We start from the raw sequence: 17955 nt of genomic DNA, 5'->3' as shown, positions 1-17955 counted from the left end.
TAGGCTGAGCGTTCCGCGCTGAAACTATCCTTTAGTTTGATTGGAAGTGTTTGGTTAACGCCGTTGCGATCTGATCAGGACAGGACGTCGGCTTCGCGCCGCAATGAACTCCCTGAAAAGCTTCTACTACTTCTTTGACTGTTTTCCCCTTGACGATTCTGGAAATGCCTAACAGGTTGCCGGGGCAGCCGCCGGTGATCACGACGTTGGTAATAACGTCGCCTTCCAGCTCAAAATCAAAGCGCTTGGAACAAACGCCCTGGGGGATATATGTAAATTTATCTTTTGTCATTGTCATATAAAAAACCTCCTGTCGACTATGGTTATCATGATACCATGGTTCATTTTCCTTCACAAGTCCAAAAATACAGAAAAGCCGGAATTTTCCGGCTTCGATTCAAATTCTGAACAGTGATTCAAATTTCTTGAAGATTTTATTATCCGCGATAACCAGCAGCTGGTCGTTAGCCTCGATCGTGTAGAACGCATCCGGGGAAATCGAAAGATGTTCCTTCGGATTCTTGCGGATACCCAGGACGTTGATGCCGTAATTGGTCCGCAGTTCCAGCGCTTTCAGCGTCTTGCCGACCCATTTGGCCGGAGCCGCGATCTCAACGATGCTGTAATCGTCGTCGATGTCGATCAAATCAATGATGTTGCGCGAAACCAGCTTCTTCGCCACGCGTTCGCCCATCTCTTTTTCCGGACGGACGACGTAATCCGCGCCGATCTTCTGCAGGATCTGCATGTACTTCTTGTTTTTCGCCTTTGCCATGATAAACGGGATTCCCAGCTCGCGCAGATTCATGACGCCCATGATGCTTTCTTCCAGATGCGATCCTGTCGCCACCACCGCCGCGTCGCAGTCCTGAATGCCGATCGCACGCAGCTGGTCAATATCGGTGAAGTCCGCCTGAATCGCCTGCGTGACAAAATCGCTGACGCGGTCGACGCACGCCAGATCCTTATCAATCGCGATGACTTCGTGGTTGTATTGCGAAAGGGTCTTGGCGATCGTCGATCCGAAGATCCCCAAGCCCAGAATAACATACTGTTTCATTTCCGACATAATTCCTATTCCTCCTACCCGATCAGCACGTCCCCGTGCGGATAAACGAGATTGTTTGTTTTACGGTTTTGTTTCATTCGCATCAACGAAAGCACGATCGTAATCGGACCAACTCGGCCGATATACATCAGCGCGATGATCACAATTTTACCCAGCGCTGACAACAGCGGCGTCACCCCGGCGGACAGCCCGACCGTCGCGATCGCGGAAAACGCTTCAAATGCGATCGGCAGAAAGCCGATTTCCGGATCGCTGAGCGTCAGCAGAAAGATCGCCATGATCAACACGCAGGCATAGGTCAGCGTGATTGCGAACGCCTTGTGGAAGGTGCCGGCCGGCAGCGTCCGCTTGAACAGCGTCATATTGCCGGCATCGCGGATCTCAGACACGATCAGCACGAACAGCATCGAGAACGTCGTCGTTTTGATACCGCCCGCGGTACCGCCCGGCGAACCGCCGATGATCATATAGAACAGCATGATGAACAGGGAAGCACCCCGCAGCAGCGAGAAGTCGATGGTACTGAAGCCTGCCGTTCGCAGCGTCGTCGACTGGAAGAACGCCGCCATCACTTTCTGCGGGAAGCTCATCCATCCGAGCGTATCCGGATTGGTAAATTCCACTAACAGGATCAGCAGCGTCCCGCTGCCCAACAACGCTCCGGTCACGACCAGCACCAGCCGGCTGTGCAGGGAGAGCCGCGTCCACAGCCGTTTCCAGCTGAATGTCTTTTTCTCCGGCAGTACCCGCCGCAGGTCAAACCAGACCGCAAAGCCCAGGCCGCCGGTGATGATCAGACCGCAGACGGTAAAGTTGATCAGCGGATCGGTGGCGTACGCCATTAACGACGACCGCGTCAGATTATCCAGCCCCGCGTTGCAGAACGCAGAAACGGAAAGGAATACCGAATTGTAAAGCCCCTGCGTCAATCCGTATTCCGGAATGAAGCGCAGCGCCAGCAGCACCATGCCAATGGCTTCAAAAATAAAGGTATAGCGGAAGATGCTTTTTAGAAAGTTGGGAATGTTGTCGGCGTCGTTTTTATTTAACGAGTCCTGCAGCATTTTCTTTTCAGAAAAGTTCAGCTTGCGCCGCATCAGCGTCAGAAACAGCGCCAGCAGCGACATCAGGCCCAATCCGCCGATCTGCATCAGGAAAATGATGACCGTCTGGCCGATCAGATTGTACTGGTCAATCACGGCAAACGGCATCAGTCCCGTCACACAGGTCGCCGAGGTGGCGACGAATAAACTGTTTAGATAGCTGGCCCGCATGCCGGGATTCTGCGAAAACGGCAGCCACAGCAGGAAGGAACCTACAAGGATAACAAGGACAAAGCTCAGCGCGATCATCCGGGTCGGCCCCAGAAACCGCAGCAGCTTATCTCTGATCGGCAGTTTGAAGTTCATGATCTATTTCCCTCCTTGGAAAGGAATCGAACCAGCGGCATTCCAAACCGCAGCGTTACCAAATCGTTCACAACCTGACATATTTCACTATTGCCCTCCAGGCTCATCAGCATGCCCGCCATTTCCGGCGTACATCCCAACTGGCGCTGCAGCTGGCAATTCATTTTCTGACAACAACGTTTCAGCGCTTCCTCCATCGTCTTGGCGGAAGCCAGCGCATAGAGCTGATCCTGATCTGTAATCCACGGACCTTCGCAGGCTTGCTTGAGGACTTCGACCTTTACCGTGACCTCAGCCGCAATTTCCGCGCCGCTGCCCATCACCTCGCCATCGCCCATGACCGCATGCACATCGCCCAGCGCCAACAGCGCGCCTGGATGAAAAACAGGCAGATAGACCACTGAGCCTTCGCGGATCTTACGGCAGTCCATGTTGCCGCCGTGTTCACCCGGAGTTCCGCAGCCAACTTCTTTTTCCTGCGGGGCTACGCCGATCACGCCGATCATCGGATCCGCCTTGACGATCAGATCGCTGCAAAATTCCAGCTGGTGCTCCTGTACCGGCAGAAAGTGGATCATTCTCCTCGTCACAAGTTCTTTCATCGTTCCGCTGTTGGGATAACTGCCGACCAACGCCCGGCTTCCCAGTGTAATTTTCTCGATCGTGACCTTCAGCGTATCGCCCGGCATGGCTTCTTCCACCGCCGCCGGCCCGCTTGCCGGATTAATCCGATGACAGCGCCTGTCCGGCTCGTCCGGCGTGACCTCGTCACTGTAACAATCCATCGTTTCAAACGTAATCCGATCTCCTGAATGTACGTTGAGTACCGGTTTATTCTCAGAAGACATCGCATAGATCACATGATCTTTCGCAATCTTATTCATAACCAACCCTCTTTAAGCGTATACGATTCTTAGTCTACACCTTTTAATTCAAATACTCAATACTCGGGCTTTGAAAATTTTACAAAAAAGCATAACATTCTTTCTGCACAGAAAAAAGACTATAAGAATTCACTTATAGCCTACTGAATCATTTTTTATTATCAACCTTGCATGCTCCCTCAAATTTTGCAGGGTCTGTTCCACATTCATGCCATTCGTTGTTCGGCGGAGTTGAATTCGTCACATTCGAAGGAGTATACCATGTTTGGTCCAGCAAAACATATTCACCAGAATGATATTCCTTTCCTTTCACATAATTTCCGGATGCAGAAACATTAAATAAACTTGAACTTAACTGTTTTATTATATCATTTGGCTTACTGCCTTGATTTATATACAAACCATAACTCACTCGATATAGGTTACCATTGTAATAAAAATAATCTCCACTTTTTAAACTCTTTCCAGTTTTAACCAGATCCTCAAGGTTGTCCAAATTGTTAAACACGTCAAACAAACCATCGCCCTCTTCTCCGCCTAACATATAGGCCGCATGGACAAAGTTCGGATTATTCTTATCCACTACGATCGGATAGGTGTTCGTTTCTTCTTTCTTGCAGTAACCGGAACCATTCTCTACAATCCATTCACCCCCATTAGCCACACATTTCTGTTGATTGGCTTTTTCCTGATCGAACACGCACATCTTGGTGTTGTCATCAAGGATGAGATCGCCGGAACATGTACAGGTCTGGGTTGTTTTGTCATATGTCCCGCCGCTGCTGATGCACATATATTGTTCGACCGGGATGCAGACCTTATATTCAACGCCGTCTTTCTTCTCCGTTCCTTCCAGAACGTAACCGGCCGGGCATGAACAGGTTTCCGCAACGATGTCAAACTGGCCCTTGCTGGCTTCACAAACCGCCTTGTAAGGCGAAGGAATGTAGGTCGGCATCGGTTTGGACGACGGGTACACCGTCGGTTCCGGCTTCTTTACGTCATCCGGCGTTAACGAACCATCCGGATTGGATGAAGGTTTATAACTGCCGCCGCAGCCTTCCGTGGATTGAACATAGCGGATCCATTTCTGATCGGTAATGTTCCAACAATAATCCCCTTCCCCACTAGGATGCACCGGCTGCTCAATCAGGCCGTCGCTGACCAGCACCTGCTGCCGCGCGGCGTCGTCCTCGACCGATTCAAAAATATCTTTATTTTCGATCTCATGAAACGAAGCGTAGGAATGCGTGGCAAAATTCAACAGCTCTAAATTAGAATCTGAAATCTGATCGCCCGCGGATTTCGCGAAGCCTGACATCGTCGGTACCAAGATACTCAAAAGCGTAAATAAAATCGCGACCGTCACGATCATTTCCAATAATGTAAAACCACGTTTCTCTTTCATTGTTTTCACCTTTGTTCTTTGATTAGGATTATTATATCATACTTCTGAATCTGCCTGCTTAATTCGTTTTACTTTTGTCCATAATAATGATATACTCCTAGGCGAGCGATTTTAAGATGAAAGTGAGAAACACATGAAATTTAACGAACTAAACCTATCCCCTGAGATGAGCCGCGCCATCGCAGACTGCGGCTACACAGAGGCTACCTATATCCAAAGCGCGTGCATCCCGGTCGTCATGAACGGCGGCGACGTCATCGGACAGTCCCAGACCGGCACCGGCAAGACCGCCGCATTTGCGATTCCTATCATTGAAATGCTGGAGGTCACGGACCGCAAGCGGCCTCAGGCGCTGATTCTATCCCCAACCCGCGAGCTGGCAATGCAGGTCTGCGATGAAATCCGCAAGTTCACCAAATATAAAGAAGGCATCCGCACCGTTGCCGTTTACGGCGGCCAGCAGATCAGCAAGCAGATTCTGGAATTAAAAAAAGGCGCCGACATCGTCGTCGGAACCCCGGGCCGTGTACTCGATCATATCCGCCGCCGCACGCTGCGCTTTGACCAGTGCCGCGTATTAGTACTGGATGAAGCGGACGAAATGCTGAACATGGGCTTCCGCGAGGATATCGAAACCGTCATCGCCGCCCTGCCGCAGCAGCGCCAGACCGTTCTGTTCTCCGCGACGATGCCCAAGCCGATCCTGGAGATCACCTCGCAATACCAGACCAATCCGGTGCATATCAAGACGCCGCAGACGCAGATCAACACGCCGAAGATTGAACAGGTCTATTACGTCTGCCCGAAGGAAGCCAAGAAAGAAATTCTGATGCAGCTGATCTCGATGCAGAATCCGCATCTGGCGATGATTTTCTGCAACACGAAGAAAATGGTCGACGAGCTGACCTCGGATTTAGTCTCCAAAGGCTATCCGGCCGCCGCGCTGCATGGCGACATGAAGCAGGAAATGCGCACCGGCGTCATGGAAAATTTCAAAAAAGGCAAGATCAACATTCTGGTGGCGACCGACGTCGCAGCCCGCGGGATCGACGTCGATTCGATGGACGTCGTCTTCAACTACGATCTGCCGCAGGAATCTGAATATTATGTTCACCGCATCGGCCGGACCGGCCGTGCCGGCAAGGAAGGTCTGGCGGTCACGCTGATCACTGCGCGTCAGAAATACGCACTGCGCGATCTGGAGCGCACAACCCGCTCCAAGCTGACGCAGAAGCCGCTGCCGTCGCTGGAAGAAGTCCGCAAGATCCGGCTGGACTTCTTACGCGAAGATCTGGAACACCGGATGACCCGCGATGTCCCGGAGCCGCTGGCGGCGATTATCGACGCCATGAAGGATGACGGCTATTCTTATCGGGAAATGGCTTTAGCCCTGGCCTATCAGATTGCGGGCACGGAGATGTTCGATGAATCAGCCTGGAATGCTTCCGCCCGTCCGGCGTTAACCGTGACGGAAAAAGGCATGAGCGAACTGATTCTGGATATCGGTTCTGATCAGGACGTCAACGCGGCGATCATCGTCAGCGCGATCGCGACCGCAACCGGGCTGCCGGGCAGAGACATCGGCAAGATCCGGATCAGCGCGCAGGAAACGACCGTACAGATCCCGCGTCAGTTTGACCGCGAGATCGCCGACGCAATGAAGAATACGCCGATCAAAGGCCAGACAGTCCACCCGCTTCTGATGGTCCGCAAAGGCAAGGATTATTCCAATCTGCCGCCGAAGCGCCGGACAGCCGCCAAAGGGGCGCGTCAGCGCGGACGCCGCCGCGAAAACCGCGATTAATTCTAAATCATGAAAAAACCCCATACTGCGGATACCGACGCAGGCTGGGGTTTTTCTTTACGCTTCCACTTTCTTTTTAATTTTTTTGCTGAGCTGCGGGTGATCCAGATAACACTGCGTCACGCTGACGATCATGTTGACATCGTAGGATCCGCCGATGGAATAAGAAAGCTTCATAATGTCTCTGGTCAGATCTTCCAGATCATCGCAATCAACCTGACTGGCCTGAAGCTTCCGGGCTACGATTTGTTTGCAGGATTCCAAATCCTGCACGGTCGCAAAATCAAACAGGATTGATTCTTTCATGTCATTTCCCACCCTTTGATTCAATCATAGCATAATATTTTGAAGTTTCAATTAAATTGAGATGACCGGAAGAAATAACCATGGTAAAATAATTCAGGAATTATCGTATTTTTTAGATAGGGGTATTTATGAAGCATATATTCATCGTAAATCCGACTTCCGGCAAAGGGGACGGAAAACGGGCTGCGGCCGCGATTCGAAAAGAAATCGAACAGAATCATCTGGACGGCGAAATCCGACTGACTGAATACGCCGGACACGCTCAGAAGCTGGCGGCGGAAATCCAACCGGATCCGGAAACGATCGTCTATGCGGTCGGCGGCGACGGTACGATCTGGGAAGTGCTCAACGGTCTGCCGCAGGGATTGCGCATGGGCATCCTGCCCAGCGGCACAGGGAATGACTATTACCGGATGATCGACCGGCGCAAGCTTCCCTTCGCGCAGATGCTGCACGAAACCATTCAGGGCAAACAGGTGGAGGTTGACTTTGGGCAATGTCATCACTGGCGCTTCCACAACTGCACGACGCTGGGCTTAGACGCACGGGTCAACGATCTGGCAATCAAATTATATCAGAATTACCCGCTCCCGCGGTTTTCCGTCTACGGGCTGGCAGCGGTCCTGTGCGCGCTGAAGCCGGCGCCGTTTGAACTGGTGTTAAAAACGAAAACGGAGACTATCCGGCAGAAAGCGATCATCGCCGCCGTGATGAACGGCAGCTGCTATGGCAATGGCTTTATCGCCGCGCCGCAGGCGGATCTTCAGGACGGCTTATTCGACGTCTGCGTCATTGAACCGCTGACGTTATGGGAAACGTTATGGCTGATGCCAAAATACAAACAAGGCAAGCACACCCATTTGAAGCAATGCAAAATGCTGCGGGCCTCTGAAATTGAGATTCATGTCGACAAGCCGATCTTAATGCAGTCGGACGGCGAAGGCTTTACCTCCAATCATGTGCGGATCACGACCGGGCCGTACAAGCTGCCGCTGATCGTGCCGCAAGCTTCACCGTTAAAAGCAAAATAAAAATCCTGAATTCTGACTTTCATAAAGCAGCACTCAGGATTTTTTCTCTGTCTAATCTCCTTTTCAACGCCAGTCATCAGCGGATAATCGCTTCAAAACGTGCATGAATCAAATCAGCTAAGAGCTGCGGCGCCATTTCAATCTGCGTGCCGATCTGACCGCCGCTGAAGAGAATCGTTTCATAATCCAAAGCCGATGAGTGAATCACCGTCGGAAACAACTTTTTCATGCCAATCGGGCTGCAGCCACCGCGGATATATCCGCTGACGCCCAGCAGATTTTTAACCGGAATCAATTCGACAGCCTTTTCATTGACCGCCTTCGCGGCTTTTTTTAAATCCAGCTCCGCCGCCACCGGAATCACAAATACATAACAGGCTTTGCTTGACGCCTGCGTGATCAGCGTCTTGAAAACATGCGCCGGATCCTCGTTCAGCATCGCCGCCACGCTCACCCCGTCGACCGCTTCCTTATCGTGGTGCGGATAGGTATGCACCTGATAGGCAAGCTTCTGCTTGTCCAACAGCCGCATCGCGTTCGTCTTGACTTCTTTCATCGCTTACTCCTCTTTCCATTTCATGAATTCCGGATTTATTATAGCACGATCCTCCAACAGGAAAAGAAAAACCATCCCCGCACAGGAGGATGGCTTGCTTTAACCCCAAAAATTAATAGTTGGTCGGGCGCAGCATGAAGTAGCTCTTCGGATGCGCGCAAACCGGGCAGACTTCCGGAGCGCTTTCGCCGATGTGCAGATGTCCGCAGTTGCGGCACTCCCAAACCTGTTCGCCTTTGCGGACAAAAACTTCGCCGCTTTCAATGTTCGCCAACAGCTTCAGATACCGTTCTTCATGCGTCTTTTCGATCGCAGCGACGCCTTCCATCGTCTTGGCAATCGCGTCAAAGCCTTCTTCGCGAGCTTCTTCCGCCATCTTCGCGTACATATCGGTCCATTCGTAATTTTCACCGGCTGCCGCGTCTTTCAGATTGTCAACTGTCGAAGGCATTCCGCCATGCAGCAGCTTAAACCACAGCTTCGCATGTTCTTTTTCATTATTGGCCGTATCTTCAAACAACGCCGCGATCTGCTCATAGCCATCCTTTTTCGCCTTGGACGCATAGTAGGTATACTTGTTGCGGGCCTGGCTTTCACCGGCGAATGCGGTCATCAGATTCTGTTCAGTCTTTGTGCCTTTCAAATCTTTCATGTTAATCTCTCCTTTTCTTTAGCGGCCAACCGATTTACAGTTGGCAATGAGTTGACAGCCCGCTTATGCGCGCTGCTCTCTACCCTCTATTTTACCAGAGATTTCCAGAATTGCCAGAGTTAGCCTGAAGAAAGTTCGAAACTCGGCAGGATTACACGCCGGATAATCGGCGCAGCAGCGATTCGCCCCGGCAGAACAGATAGCAGCCCATGCCCGCTGCCAGAGCTGTCATTCCCAATGCAATCACCGCCATCATCATAACCGGCTCCAACGGCGCCCATAACAAGAGTGCGGCAATGATCAAAAAGCTGAACCCCATCCCGGCAAAGACGGTGATCATCGTGCTCAGACTCTGCTTCACCACGACAATTTCCCGATCATAATCAAAGCGCGGAAAGTGCAGGTTGACGATCAAACCGAACAAACCTGAGCACAGCGCCGCCAACAGGGTCAGTGCCAATAAAAGCAAGGTTGTGACCGGCGCAAAATGATACACGAAGCTCAGGATCAGAATGCTCAGCCAGCTGACCGGCACGTTGAGCAGCAGGTTCAAAGCCAGCTTCGCTCCCAGATAGTGGTTTGCCGGAATTGGCAGCGATCTTACAATCCAGAAGTTTTTGCCTTCCAGCGAGATCGAAGTCGCCGTGATGGGACAGATCATCGCGCAGAACAGACATGCCGCTAAAAGCAACATCGCAACCGGATCGGCAAACGCGCGGAAGTCGACGCCGCTTTCCAGCATGATCTGCACCATCAGATCCTTCTGCGCCGCCAGCAGCACCGCGCACAGCGCCACCATCACCGGGCCGACCATCGTGTTCATCACTAACGATGTCGAACCGAAATACCGCCGCAGCTCCTTGCGCAGCAGCGCCGCGTTCATCGAAGAAGCCTCCAGCTTCACCTTGCCGCCGGCTTTGACCGGCGTCGTCCGCGCTTTCTGATTCAGCGCGTTCCAGATCGGCGCGATCAAAACAAGAAACAGAATCAGAACCAGCGAAGAAAGTCCGATCAGCTTCAGCAACGCAAAGAGATTCCCGTTGATCATCGCCATCGTCAGCCAGTACACCGGAGCCAGCCACGTCTGAATCGGCTGAATCAGCGCGGCAAGGTCCTGCGCCTGCCCGGTCTGTCCCTGAAACAACGTCATGACTGTCATCAAGCCGATCACCATTCCCAACGACAACACGTTGCGGATCAGCACCGGATGTTTGAGACGGCTGGAAATCAGACGCACGGCAACCGCCGCCAGACACGCCACGCTCATCGGTACGATCGGCAGAAACAGCTGGCCGATCAGGCCATAAAGCAGAAATGTCGCGGGCATCGCATAGCGCAGCTGAAACAGCGCCATCATCGGCAGCGTCAGAAACGCGCTGTAGATCAGCATCATCGCGATCAAAGCAACCAGCTTGGACATCAGGATCTGACCTCGGGTCAGCGGCATGCTTGCCAGCAGATCATAATCCTGAAAGTCAAATAAATACCCCTGAGCATGATAGAAACCAAAGACCAGAATCAACCCGAACGCCGCGCTCAGCATCGACAGCGGGATCAGCATGTTCAGTTCCGCCGGCACACTTTCGATCATCGCCCAGCTGTATAAGCCCGACAATCCGATCAGCATCGCCGCAGCCAAAAGCACCAGCAGGGAACTGAATTTCTTCCGGCCGCCGAAGGTGCGGGCCATCTGCCAGATCAGCTGCTTCAGCGAAAGCCGGATCAGGACAAACGTTCTATTCATGATCGGCCAGCTCCAGGAACACCTGTTCCAGCGACTGGTTGCCCGTGACTTCCTCCATCGTCCCCAGTGCCGCCAGACGTCCATCTTTTAAGATACCGACATGATCACACAGCTTCTGCGCGACTTCCAGCACATGCGTCGAAAAAAAGATCGTATTACCGCAGCCGCAATGCTCGCGCATCAGTTTTTTCAGTAAAAAGGAAGCCTTCGGATCCAGACCGACGAACGGTTCATCCAGCACCAGCAGTCTTGGTTCATGCAAGAATGCGCTGATCAAAGCCAGCTTCTGCTTCATGCCATGCGAATAACTGCTGATGGGCATTGCCAGCGCCCCTTCCAGCTCAAACAACGCCGCATATTTCCGGATCCGCTTCGTCCGGGTTTCTTTGTCAATCTGATAGATGTCGGCCACGAAGTTGAGATATTCATCCCCCCGCATGATATCGTAGAGATCCGGATTATCCGGGATATACGCGAGATTCTGTTTGCATACTAACGGTTCCTGACGGATCGAATGCCCGTCGATCCAAATTTCGCCCTCGTCGAAGTCCAGAATCCCGACGACCGATTTGATTGTCGTTGTTTTGCCTGCGCCGTTGGGACCGATGAATCCGAAGATCTCGCCGTTTTCGCACGTCAGATCGAGATGATCCACCGCCGCCTTGGCGCCATAGCGCTTCACTAAGCCTTTTATCTCCAGCATTTTACTTCTCCTTTTCCTTTTTCCTGAACAACAGCCAGGAATAACCCATCGGCAGCAGCGCCGCGGTAAAAATCAAAATCAAGATGACCGCCGTCCGCCAGGCCAGTGGCGCAAAACAGCTCAGCAGAAGCAGTACGCCCACCACGCAGAAGCAATACCCGCCGAAGCGCTGGGTTTTATTCCAGTTATCGGGATCGTCGAAACTCCAGATCGTCTTCACGCCGACCAGATAGTTCTGCCTGATTTTCGGCATGACGTTGCCCAGCGCCAAAAACATCAAACCGGTCATCACCGGCAGCAGATATTCGCCATTAATGAACGCCACGCCGAAGATCTGACCTAAAATCCAGCCGTACATCAAAAACAGAAAGACTTCCGTCACGCCCAGGATAACGCCGTAGGACTTTTTAAATTTCTCGTAATTACGCCGCCGCGGATCAATCATCGGCGAAATCATCATGAGCGCCGGAAGCAGAAACAACATCGCCGGGAAAATCCAGATCATGATTTTCGGACCTGTATCGTCCGCCAGTCCCTGAACGTCAAAATGCGTCGGGATTATCTCCGGCAAAGCAGGCCACACGATCAAAGTGATCACGACTGCCAGCACCGGAAGAATTAACAATTTCCAATTAAAGAACGCTTTCAACTCAATCCCCACTCTCTTTTTCCTTGATGAACCCTAAGGCCCAGCCCAGCACTTCAGAAAACACGCTCATGTTCAATTCATAATAGATGAACTTGCCGTCACGGTCATCGCTGATCAGATCCGCCTTCCGCAGCACTGCCAGATGATGCGATACCGTCGCGTTGGTCATCTGAAAATGCGAGGCGATTTCACCTGCGGTCAGCCGTTTCTCCTTTAACAGCTCCAGAATCTCACGTCGTGTGGGATCGGATAAAGCTTTAAAGGTCTCCTGCATCCCCACTTCTCACTCCTCCATTCATTTAGATAATTATCTAAATGTATTATAGAGGTACCTTCTATCCTTGTCAATTCTTATTTTTCTTCTTTTCTTTCTTCTGCAGAACGATTGCCCGGACTTCCCAATCAGAGTAAAATAAGATTAACGCCAAAACAGGCGAAGGAGAATGTTATGTTGGAATTTAAATTTGACACCCAGCTTTTAATTGAAGGCGAGCATCTTTCCGAAGATGCGATTCATGATTACATCACGGAGAATATCGAAGGCGATTGTCTGTTAGCCGTCGGCGACGACGAATTGATCAAAATTCACTTTCATACCAATACGCCATGGAAGGTGCTGGAATATTGTGCCAGCCTGGGCGAGATTCATGATATCGTCGTTGAAAACATGGAACGTCAGTCTCAGGGGCTGCAGGGTTAATCGCGGACGGCTCCGTCCGTGAATGAACAGGTACTCGTTATGGAATGGTTAATCGTTCTGTTTTTCTTTTTATTTGGACTGGTGATCGGCTCTTATCTTAACGTCGCAATCTATCGCTTACCTCTGCGGCTGTCGACCGCGAAAGGCCGCAGCTTCTGTCCGCAATGTCATCACACCTTGTCCGCGATGGATCTGATTCCGGTTCTCAGCTGGCTGGGGCTGCGGGGAAAATGCCGCTATTGCCACGCGCCGATCTCGCCGCGTTATCCGCTGATCGAAAGCTTAACTGGAATTTTGTATGCGCTGTGTGGTTTCTATTACGGGGCTACGTTCACCGCCGTGCTGCATTGTTTGTTTCTTTCGATCTTGATTGTCATGGCCATGATCGACCTGGATACGATGGAAATCCCCGACCGGCTTTCCGTTTTCATTCTGATTCTCGCCGTGATTGCCCTGGCGCTGGAACCTGCCTCCATCCCCAGCCGGATTCTGGGCGCGCTGATCATCAGCGTCCCATTCTGGATCCTGTCGCGGTTGAACGCGATGGGCGGGGGCGATGTAAAAATCATGTGCGCCGCCGGGTTTTATCTGGGTGCGCCGTTGGTTTTAACAGCGTTTGTCTTAAGCAGTTTCATCGGGGCGATCGCGGCGATGTATCTGATGATTTGTAAAAAAAAGGACCGGAAATCCGAAATTCCCTTTGGTCCTTTTCTGGCGGTCGGCCTGACACTCAGCGTGCTTTGGGGCAACGCTCTGATTCAGGCTTATCTCACCTTGTTCTAAACGGCAGCGCAAGCTGTCTTTTTTTAAAAGTAATACGTCGAAGCCGAAGGTGCGTAAGACAGGTATTGCTGCAGATCAGCTTCCTTCAGACAGCGCTCATGCGCTGTTTTTTCAGAGATCTTCCCTTCCTGCACCAAACGTGCCAGATCGTAATCCATTTGCCGCATCCCAGCCTTCTGGCCTGTCTGCAAGACACTACTGATCTGATGCGCTTTGTTTTCACGGATCATGGATGCGATCGCATCGTTGGTCAGTAAAATCTCAAAGGCCGCCAACCGGCCCGGCTGATCCTGACGGACTAACAGCTGCTGGGTGACGACGCCTTTCAGCACGCTTGCCAGCTGGACGCGAATCTGGCCCTGCTGGGCTTCCGGAAACACGTCGATAATGCGGTCGATCGTACTGACTGCCGAATTGGTGTGCAGCGTGGAGATGACCAAGTGGCCCGTTTCCGCTGCCCGGATCGCGGCCTGAATCGTTTCAAAATCGCGCATCTCGCCGACCAGAATAACGTCAGGATCCTCACGCAGCGCACTGCGCAGCGCGTCCGCAAACGAAGCGACATCCACGCCGACCTCACGCTGATGAACAACGCTGGACGCATGTTCAAAGCGGTATTCAATCGGATCCTCAATCGTAATGATATGCGCTTTACGTTCATGCGAAATCGAATTGATCATGGCGGCCATCGTCGTTGACTTTCCGCTTCCGGTCGGCCCCGTAACCAGCACCAATCCCCGCGGCAGCGTGGAAAGCTTGCGCACGGCTTCCGGAATCATCAAATCATCAAAGGAAGGAATCGTATTGCGCAAAAGACGCAGCGCTGCGCATGGATTGCCTTTCTGATAATAAGCGTTGACACGCACGCTGTAGCCATGCGCATCCTGGAATCCAAAGTCCAGATCCCCTTTCTGATATTCTTCCTGCTGAGTCCGGTTCATGACCGTCGCCAGCATCGAATGGATGTCTTCCTTCGTTAAGGGTTCATCCCCAATAATTGTCAGTTCCCCTAACATTCTTGCCACGACCGGCAGGCCGACCGTCAAATGTAAATCAGTACAGTCCATCGCCCGTCCCCGATCCATCCAAGCTTGTAAATCCATCGTGATCACCTCATTTATACTGTTCATTGTACGCTGAAATGGGGAGAAAGAAAAGAGAGCGGTTACGCTCTCAAATAGAATTAATTTTCTGGAACTGGATAGGTACCAGCAGTTTTTTCATCTGTCCCACAAGTAACAGATGTCCCATTATACTTGCATACATCCCTTATATCGGTTTTTACCGGATCTGCCCAAAATTCTTCGAAAACTTTAACATCTTTTTCAACGGCTGGTGCTTCAAATAAACAAATTTGCTTTGTTCTCTTATTAGCTGGATATAATCCAGTTGTTTCCGCAGTATCACTCGCTGCTATTGCCGTATAGATTGCTCTAGCATTGGCCTGATTTGCAGTTCTTGTCGCATCTTCTGTAAATCCTGTCAGCTTCGGCACCAACATCAACATCAAAGCGACCAAAATAGCGACGACGACAATCAATTCAATCAGGGTAAAACCTTTCTTGTTGTTCTTTGCACTCTTCCTCATAATTTTAATATTCCTTTCATATTGAACACTATCATTATATCACGGTTATTGTAAAAGAGTTATGATAACCGTGTAAAAAATTTAAGTTTTTTGTAATAATCCAATTAGGATTTCGAATTAAATCGTATAGATGACCCGCAGCATTTCTTCCATCGACGTCTGTCCCTTGATAATCATCTTCACCATTTCCTCCGACAGCGTTGTCATACCGGCTTTGATAGCGGACTCTTTAATTTTATTCGTATCATTTGAGCTGACGATCAAATCGCGGATCTCAGCGGTCAGCGGAAGGATTTCAAATAACGCCGTCCGGCCTTTATATCCGGTCTGATTGCAGCGGGCGCAGCCATGAGGTTTGTAGATCGGTCCGGTATAGCCGCCAAGCAGCTGACTTTGTTCCGGCGTAGGCATGACCTGTTCCTTGCAATGCGGACATAGCTGACGGGCTAAACGCTGGGCAACGATCCCGACAACGGAAGAAGACAGCAGGTAAGGTTCCACCTTCATGTCTTTCAAACGGGCAATGGCCGTGGCGCTGTCATTGGTATGAATGGTAGATAAAACGTAGTGGCCGGTGATTGCTGAACGGACGGCGATTTCCGCGGTTTCTTCATCTCGGATTTCGCCGATCATGACGATATCCGGGTCCTGCCGCAGAATGGAACGCAGGGCTGAAGCAAAGGTTAATCCGGCCTTAGCGTTGACCTGAACCTGATTGATGCCCATCATTCGTTTTTCAACCGGGTCTTCAATCGTAATGACGTTGACTTCCTCTCTTGCCAGTTCATTTAAAATAGCATACAGCGTCGTGGTTTTGCCGCTGCCGGTCGGGCCGGTAAACAACAGAATGCCGTAAGGCTGATGAATCATGGACTCCATCAGATCATAGTCTTTCTGCTGCAAGCCAAGATCTTTTAACGTTGTGAGCTGCTGCAGACTGTGGCCCAGCAGACGGATGACCATCTTTTCGCCATAAACCGTCGGCAGTGAGGATAAACGGATATCCAGACTCTTGCCGTCGATCTGACTTTCAATATGACCATCCTGCGGGATTCGTTTTTCCGCAATGTTCATGTTCCCCATAATCTTGATTCTCGTAATCAAAGCCTCATGCACGGACTTCGCGATTCGCGTGAATTCATGCAGAACACCGTCGGTTCTGAATCGAATCACCGTCGTCATTTCAAACGGTTCGATATGAATATCGCTCGCTCCTGTTTCATAAGCCTGACGAATCATGTTGTTGACAAACTTGACGACCGGCGCGTTATCGACACGCTGCGTCAATTCGGAAAGCTCATCGTTCAGCGCCAAGTCCTGATCTTCCGTCAGATCCTTCTCAATTTCGTCGATCGCGCTGCTGACATTGGCCTGCGCGTAGTTCCGCCGGATCGCATTCTCAATCATTTCCTTCGGAGCTAAGACCGGAGATACCGGAATACCGCAGGAAGCCTTGATATCTTCCAGTGCATAGAAGTCAAGTGGATCGCTGGTCGCCAGCTGCAGGGCGTTGTTCTTGATTTCCAACGGCATGACCTGATACTTCTTCGCAACGTCTTCGGAGATCAGCCGCACGATATCGCTGCTGACATTGATCTGGAAGCCTTCGTAGACCGGAACGTTCAGACGCACGCTCAACGCTTTCAGCTTCTTTTCTTCCGTAATATAGCCTAATTCAATTAAGACGTCGCCCAGACGGTTGCCGGGATGTGCTTTCTGATGCGCCAGCGCGCTGTTCAGCTGTTCCTCTGTAATGTAACCCTGTTCCAGCAGCAGCTGGCCGATCGGAAGATTTTTCACTTGTCTGCGCCTACCTTTCTATCGCGATATAGCCCTCTGACAGGACAATGCTGAAATCCTGGCGGCCATAATCAATATTCATACATTCTATCGCTGATTCCGCGCGATATTTTTCACCATTCTTATTGAAGATCAGAACGATTTTCACCGTCGTCGTATCGCTGTCATAATCTTTTGTCGCTGTGGACAGCTTGATATCCACTTTGTAACCGTTGTAAAAATCTGGAGAATACAGCGCTTTTGGCGCCCCCCCTGGAAAATCCCAGACCTGCAGCTGACCGTTGACAATGCTGTAAACAAGAAAGTTTCGGCCATATTCATCTTTAAATTCCGTAATTGATTTCTTTTCACTGACAAGGGATTTCGCGGTCTGCATCGGCTTGCTGATCTGTTCGATCAGAATTTGCGCTTTGTCTTTGAGATCGGTCTGCAGCGCGCTTTTCTGATAGGTTGCGATCATCGGCCTGAAGATCGCGGTCAAGCCAATCACCAGCGTCGTTAACAACCCGACGACCAACACCATCTCAATCAGCGTAAACCCACGCTTCTTCATGAAGGATCCGCCTCAAAATAACGATAGTTAACACGCCCCTTAGCATCGGAATATGTCTTCATTTGTCCGGAAATGGAATAGCTTTGTCCATCCAGCGAGAAGGTCAGCGACGCGTCCTGCGGCATGATTTTAACGCCGGCAATTTTTTCACCCGCAATCGCCTTGCGCACTTTTAACTCGCTGCGGCTGAGGCTGTCCGATTCCATCGTCAAGGATACGCCGGAAGTAAAAACCTTCGTCAGCGAAGTCACGATGATCACCAGAATGCCTAACGAGATCACAATTTCCAACAAAGTCATGCCGCGTTTATTCATGG

21 protein-coding genes are annotated in these 17955 nt (G+C 51.0%); 4 read left to right on the top strand and 17 right to left on the bottom strand.

Translation table 11 applies throughout. The features are described 5' to 3' along the window. Positions 1 to 31: 31 nt before the first annotated feature. The 5 genes from I2D94_RS09230 to I2D94_RS09210 form a co-directional block, all read right to left on the bottom strand. Positions 32 to 298 carry a TIGR03905 family TSCPD domain-containing protein gene (locus tag I2D94_RS09230; protein ID WP_195396479.1) on the bottom strand — a complete coding sequence of 89 codons (267 nt, stop codon included), beginning with the start codon at positions 296 to 298 and terminating at the stop codon, positions 32 to 34. Positions 299 to 397: 99 nt separating this feature from the next. Then, positions 398 to 1069: a TrkA family potassium uptake protein gene (locus I2D94_RS09225; RefSeq protein WP_006059157.1), complete on the bottom strand. Its 672-nt coding sequence runs from the start codon at positions 1067 to 1069 to the stop codon at positions 398 to 400. Between the two features lie 14 nt (positions 1070 to 1083). Beyond that, the gene (locus I2D94_RS09220; RefSeq protein ID WP_072684329.1) at positions 1084 to 2478 is read right to left on the bottom strand and encodes a TrkH family potassium uptake protein; all 1395 of its coding nucleotides are present in this window, start codon (positions 2476 to 2478) and stop codon (positions 1084 to 1086) included. After that, complete coding sequence (locus tag I2D94_RS09215; RefSeq protein ID WP_195396476.1) at positions 2475 to 3362, bottom strand: acetamidase/formamidase family protein; 888 nt, start codon at positions 3360 to 3362, stop codon at positions 2475 to 2477. Before I2D94_RS09215 ends, I2D94_RS09220 begins: the two co-directional genes overlap by 4 nt. A gap of 148 nt (positions 3363 to 3510) precedes the next feature. Then, on the bottom strand, positions 3511 to 4770 hold the full coding sequence (locus tag I2D94_RS09210; protein WP_195396474.1) for a type II secretion system protein: 1260 nt from the start codon (positions 4768 to 4770) through the stop codon (positions 3511 to 3513). A 133-nt stretch (positions 4771 to 4903) separates the two neighbouring features. Here I2D94_RS09210 and I2D94_RS09205 point away from each other — a divergent pair, with 133 nt between their 5' ends. After that, entirely contained in the window at positions 4904 to 6574 is a 1671-nt protein-coding gene (locus I2D94_RS09205) for a DEAD/DEAH box helicase (RefSeq protein WP_072684326.1), read from the top strand. A gap of 57 nt (positions 6575 to 6631) precedes the next feature. Here I2D94_RS09205 and I2D94_RS09200 read toward each other — a convergent pair whose 3' ends face one another. Continuing rightward, positions 6632 to 6880 (bottom strand): hypothetical protein, encoded by a 249-nt coding sequence (locus I2D94_RS09200; protein ID WP_195396472.1) that lies wholly within the window; start codon positions 6878 to 6880, stop codon positions 6632 to 6634. Between the two features lie 128 nt (positions 6881 to 7008). On the opposite strand from I2D94_RS09200, the gene I2D94_RS09195 reads away from it, so the two are divergent. Then, positions 7009 to 7911 carry a diacylglycerol kinase family protein gene (locus I2D94_RS09195; protein ID WP_072684324.1) on the top strand — a complete coding sequence of 301 codons (903 nt, stop codon included), beginning with the start codon at positions 7009 to 7011 and terminating at the stop codon, positions 7909 to 7911. A gap of 76 nt (positions 7912 to 7987) precedes the next feature. Here I2D94_RS09195 and ybaK read toward each other — a convergent pair whose 3' ends face one another. The 6 genes from ybaK to I2D94_RS09165 all read right to left on the bottom strand — a co-directional run bounded on the left by ybaK (position 7988) and on the right by I2D94_RS09165 (position 12495). Beyond that, positions 7988 to 8467 (bottom strand): Cys-tRNA(Pro) deacylase, encoded by a 480-nt coding sequence (gene ybaK, locus I2D94_RS09190; protein ID WP_072684323.1) that lies wholly within the window; start codon positions 8465 to 8467, stop codon positions 7988 to 7990. A 112-nt stretch (positions 8468 to 8579) separates the two neighbouring features. Then, complete coding sequence (gene rbr / locus I2D94_RS09185) at positions 8580 to 9119, bottom strand: rubrerythrin (RefSeq protein ID WP_006059148.1); 540 nt, start codon at positions 9117 to 9119, stop codon at positions 8580 to 8582. A 151-nt stretch (positions 9120 to 9270) separates the two neighbouring features. Then, a complete protein-coding gene (locus I2D94_RS09180; RefSeq protein WP_195396470.1) occupies positions 9271 to 10863 on the bottom strand; it encodes a hypothetical protein in 1593 nt (530 codons plus the stop codon). Beyond that, positions 10856 to 11566, bottom strand: coding sequence for an ABC transporter ATP-binding protein (locus I2D94_RS09175; protein ID WP_195396468.1), 711 nt, complete (start codon positions 11564 to 11566; stop codon positions 10856 to 10858). Before I2D94_RS09175 ends, I2D94_RS09180 begins: the two co-directional genes overlap by 8 nt. A 1-nt stretch (position 11567) precedes the next feature. Then, positions 11568 to 12227 carry an SdpI family protein gene (locus tag I2D94_RS09170; protein WP_195396466.1) on the bottom strand — a complete coding sequence of 220 codons (660 nt, stop codon included), beginning with the start codon at positions 12225 to 12227 and terminating at the stop codon, positions 11568 to 11570. Further along, positions 12217 to 12495 (bottom strand): autorepressor SdpR family transcription factor, encoded by a 279-nt coding sequence (locus I2D94_RS09165; RefSeq protein ID WP_039864372.1) that lies wholly within the window; start codon positions 12493 to 12495, stop codon positions 12217 to 12219. Before I2D94_RS09165 ends, I2D94_RS09170 begins: the two co-directional genes overlap by 11 nt. Before the next feature lie 168 nt (positions 12496 to 12663). On the opposite strand from I2D94_RS09165, the gene I2D94_RS09160 reads away from it, so the two are divergent. Both I2D94_RS09160 and I2D94_RS09155 read left to right on the top strand, forming a co-directional pair. Then, positions 12664 to 12915 carry a kinase to dihydroxyacetone kinase gene (locus I2D94_RS09160; protein ID WP_195396464.1) on the top strand — a complete coding sequence of 84 codons (252 nt, stop codon included), beginning with the start codon at positions 12664 to 12666 and terminating at the stop codon, positions 12913 to 12915. Positions 12916 to 12954: 39 nt separating this feature from the next. Beyond that, positions 12955 to 13698, top strand: coding sequence for an A24 family peptidase (locus tag I2D94_RS09155; RefSeq protein ID WP_195396463.1), 744 nt, complete (start codon positions 12955 to 12957; stop codon positions 13696 to 13698). 23 nt (positions 13699 to 13721) lie between these two features. Here the strand turns inward: I2D94_RS09155 and I2D94_RS09150 are convergent, their stop codons facing one another. From I2D94_RS09150 to I2D94_RS09130, 5 genes are all read right to left on the bottom strand, one after another. Beyond that, the gene (locus I2D94_RS09150; RefSeq protein ID WP_229056829.1) at positions 13722 to 14801 is read right to left on the bottom strand and encodes a type IV pilus twitching motility protein PilT; all 1080 of its coding nucleotides are present in this window, start codon (positions 14799 to 14801) and stop codon (positions 13722 to 13724) included. Between the two features lie 80 nt (positions 14802 to 14881). Continuing rightward, positions 14882 to 15286, bottom strand: coding sequence for a type II secretion system protein (locus I2D94_RS09145; RefSeq protein WP_195396459.1), 405 nt, complete (start codon positions 15284 to 15286; stop codon positions 14882 to 14884). Positions 15287 to 15403: 117 nt separating this feature from the next. Then, positions 15404 to 17086 (bottom strand): GspE/PulE family protein, encoded by a 1683-nt coding sequence (locus tag I2D94_RS09140; RefSeq protein ID WP_195396457.1) that lies wholly within the window; start codon positions 17084 to 17086, stop codon positions 15404 to 15406. A 10-nt stretch (positions 17087 to 17096) separates the two neighbouring features. After that, positions 17097 to 17639 carry a PilW family protein gene (locus tag I2D94_RS09135; protein WP_195396455.1) on the bottom strand — a complete coding sequence of 181 codons (543 nt, stop codon included), beginning with the start codon at positions 17637 to 17639 and terminating at the stop codon, positions 17097 to 17099. Next, positions 17636 to 17953, bottom strand: a complete 318-nt coding sequence (locus I2D94_RS09130; RefSeq protein ID WP_195396453.1) for a prepilin-type N-terminal cleavage/methylation domain-containing protein — start codon at positions 17951 to 17953, stop codon at positions 17636 to 17638. Before I2D94_RS09130 ends, I2D94_RS09135 begins: the two co-directional genes overlap by 4 nt. Positions 17954 to 17955 lie beyond the last annotated feature (2 nt).

The organism is Holdemania sp. 1001302B_160321_E10 (assembly GCF_015552275.1).
Classification (GTDB): Bacteria; Bacillota_I; Bacilli_A; order Erysipelotrichales; family Erysipelotrichaceae; genus Holdemania.
This window is presented reverse-complemented; position numbering and strand designations above follow the sequence as displayed.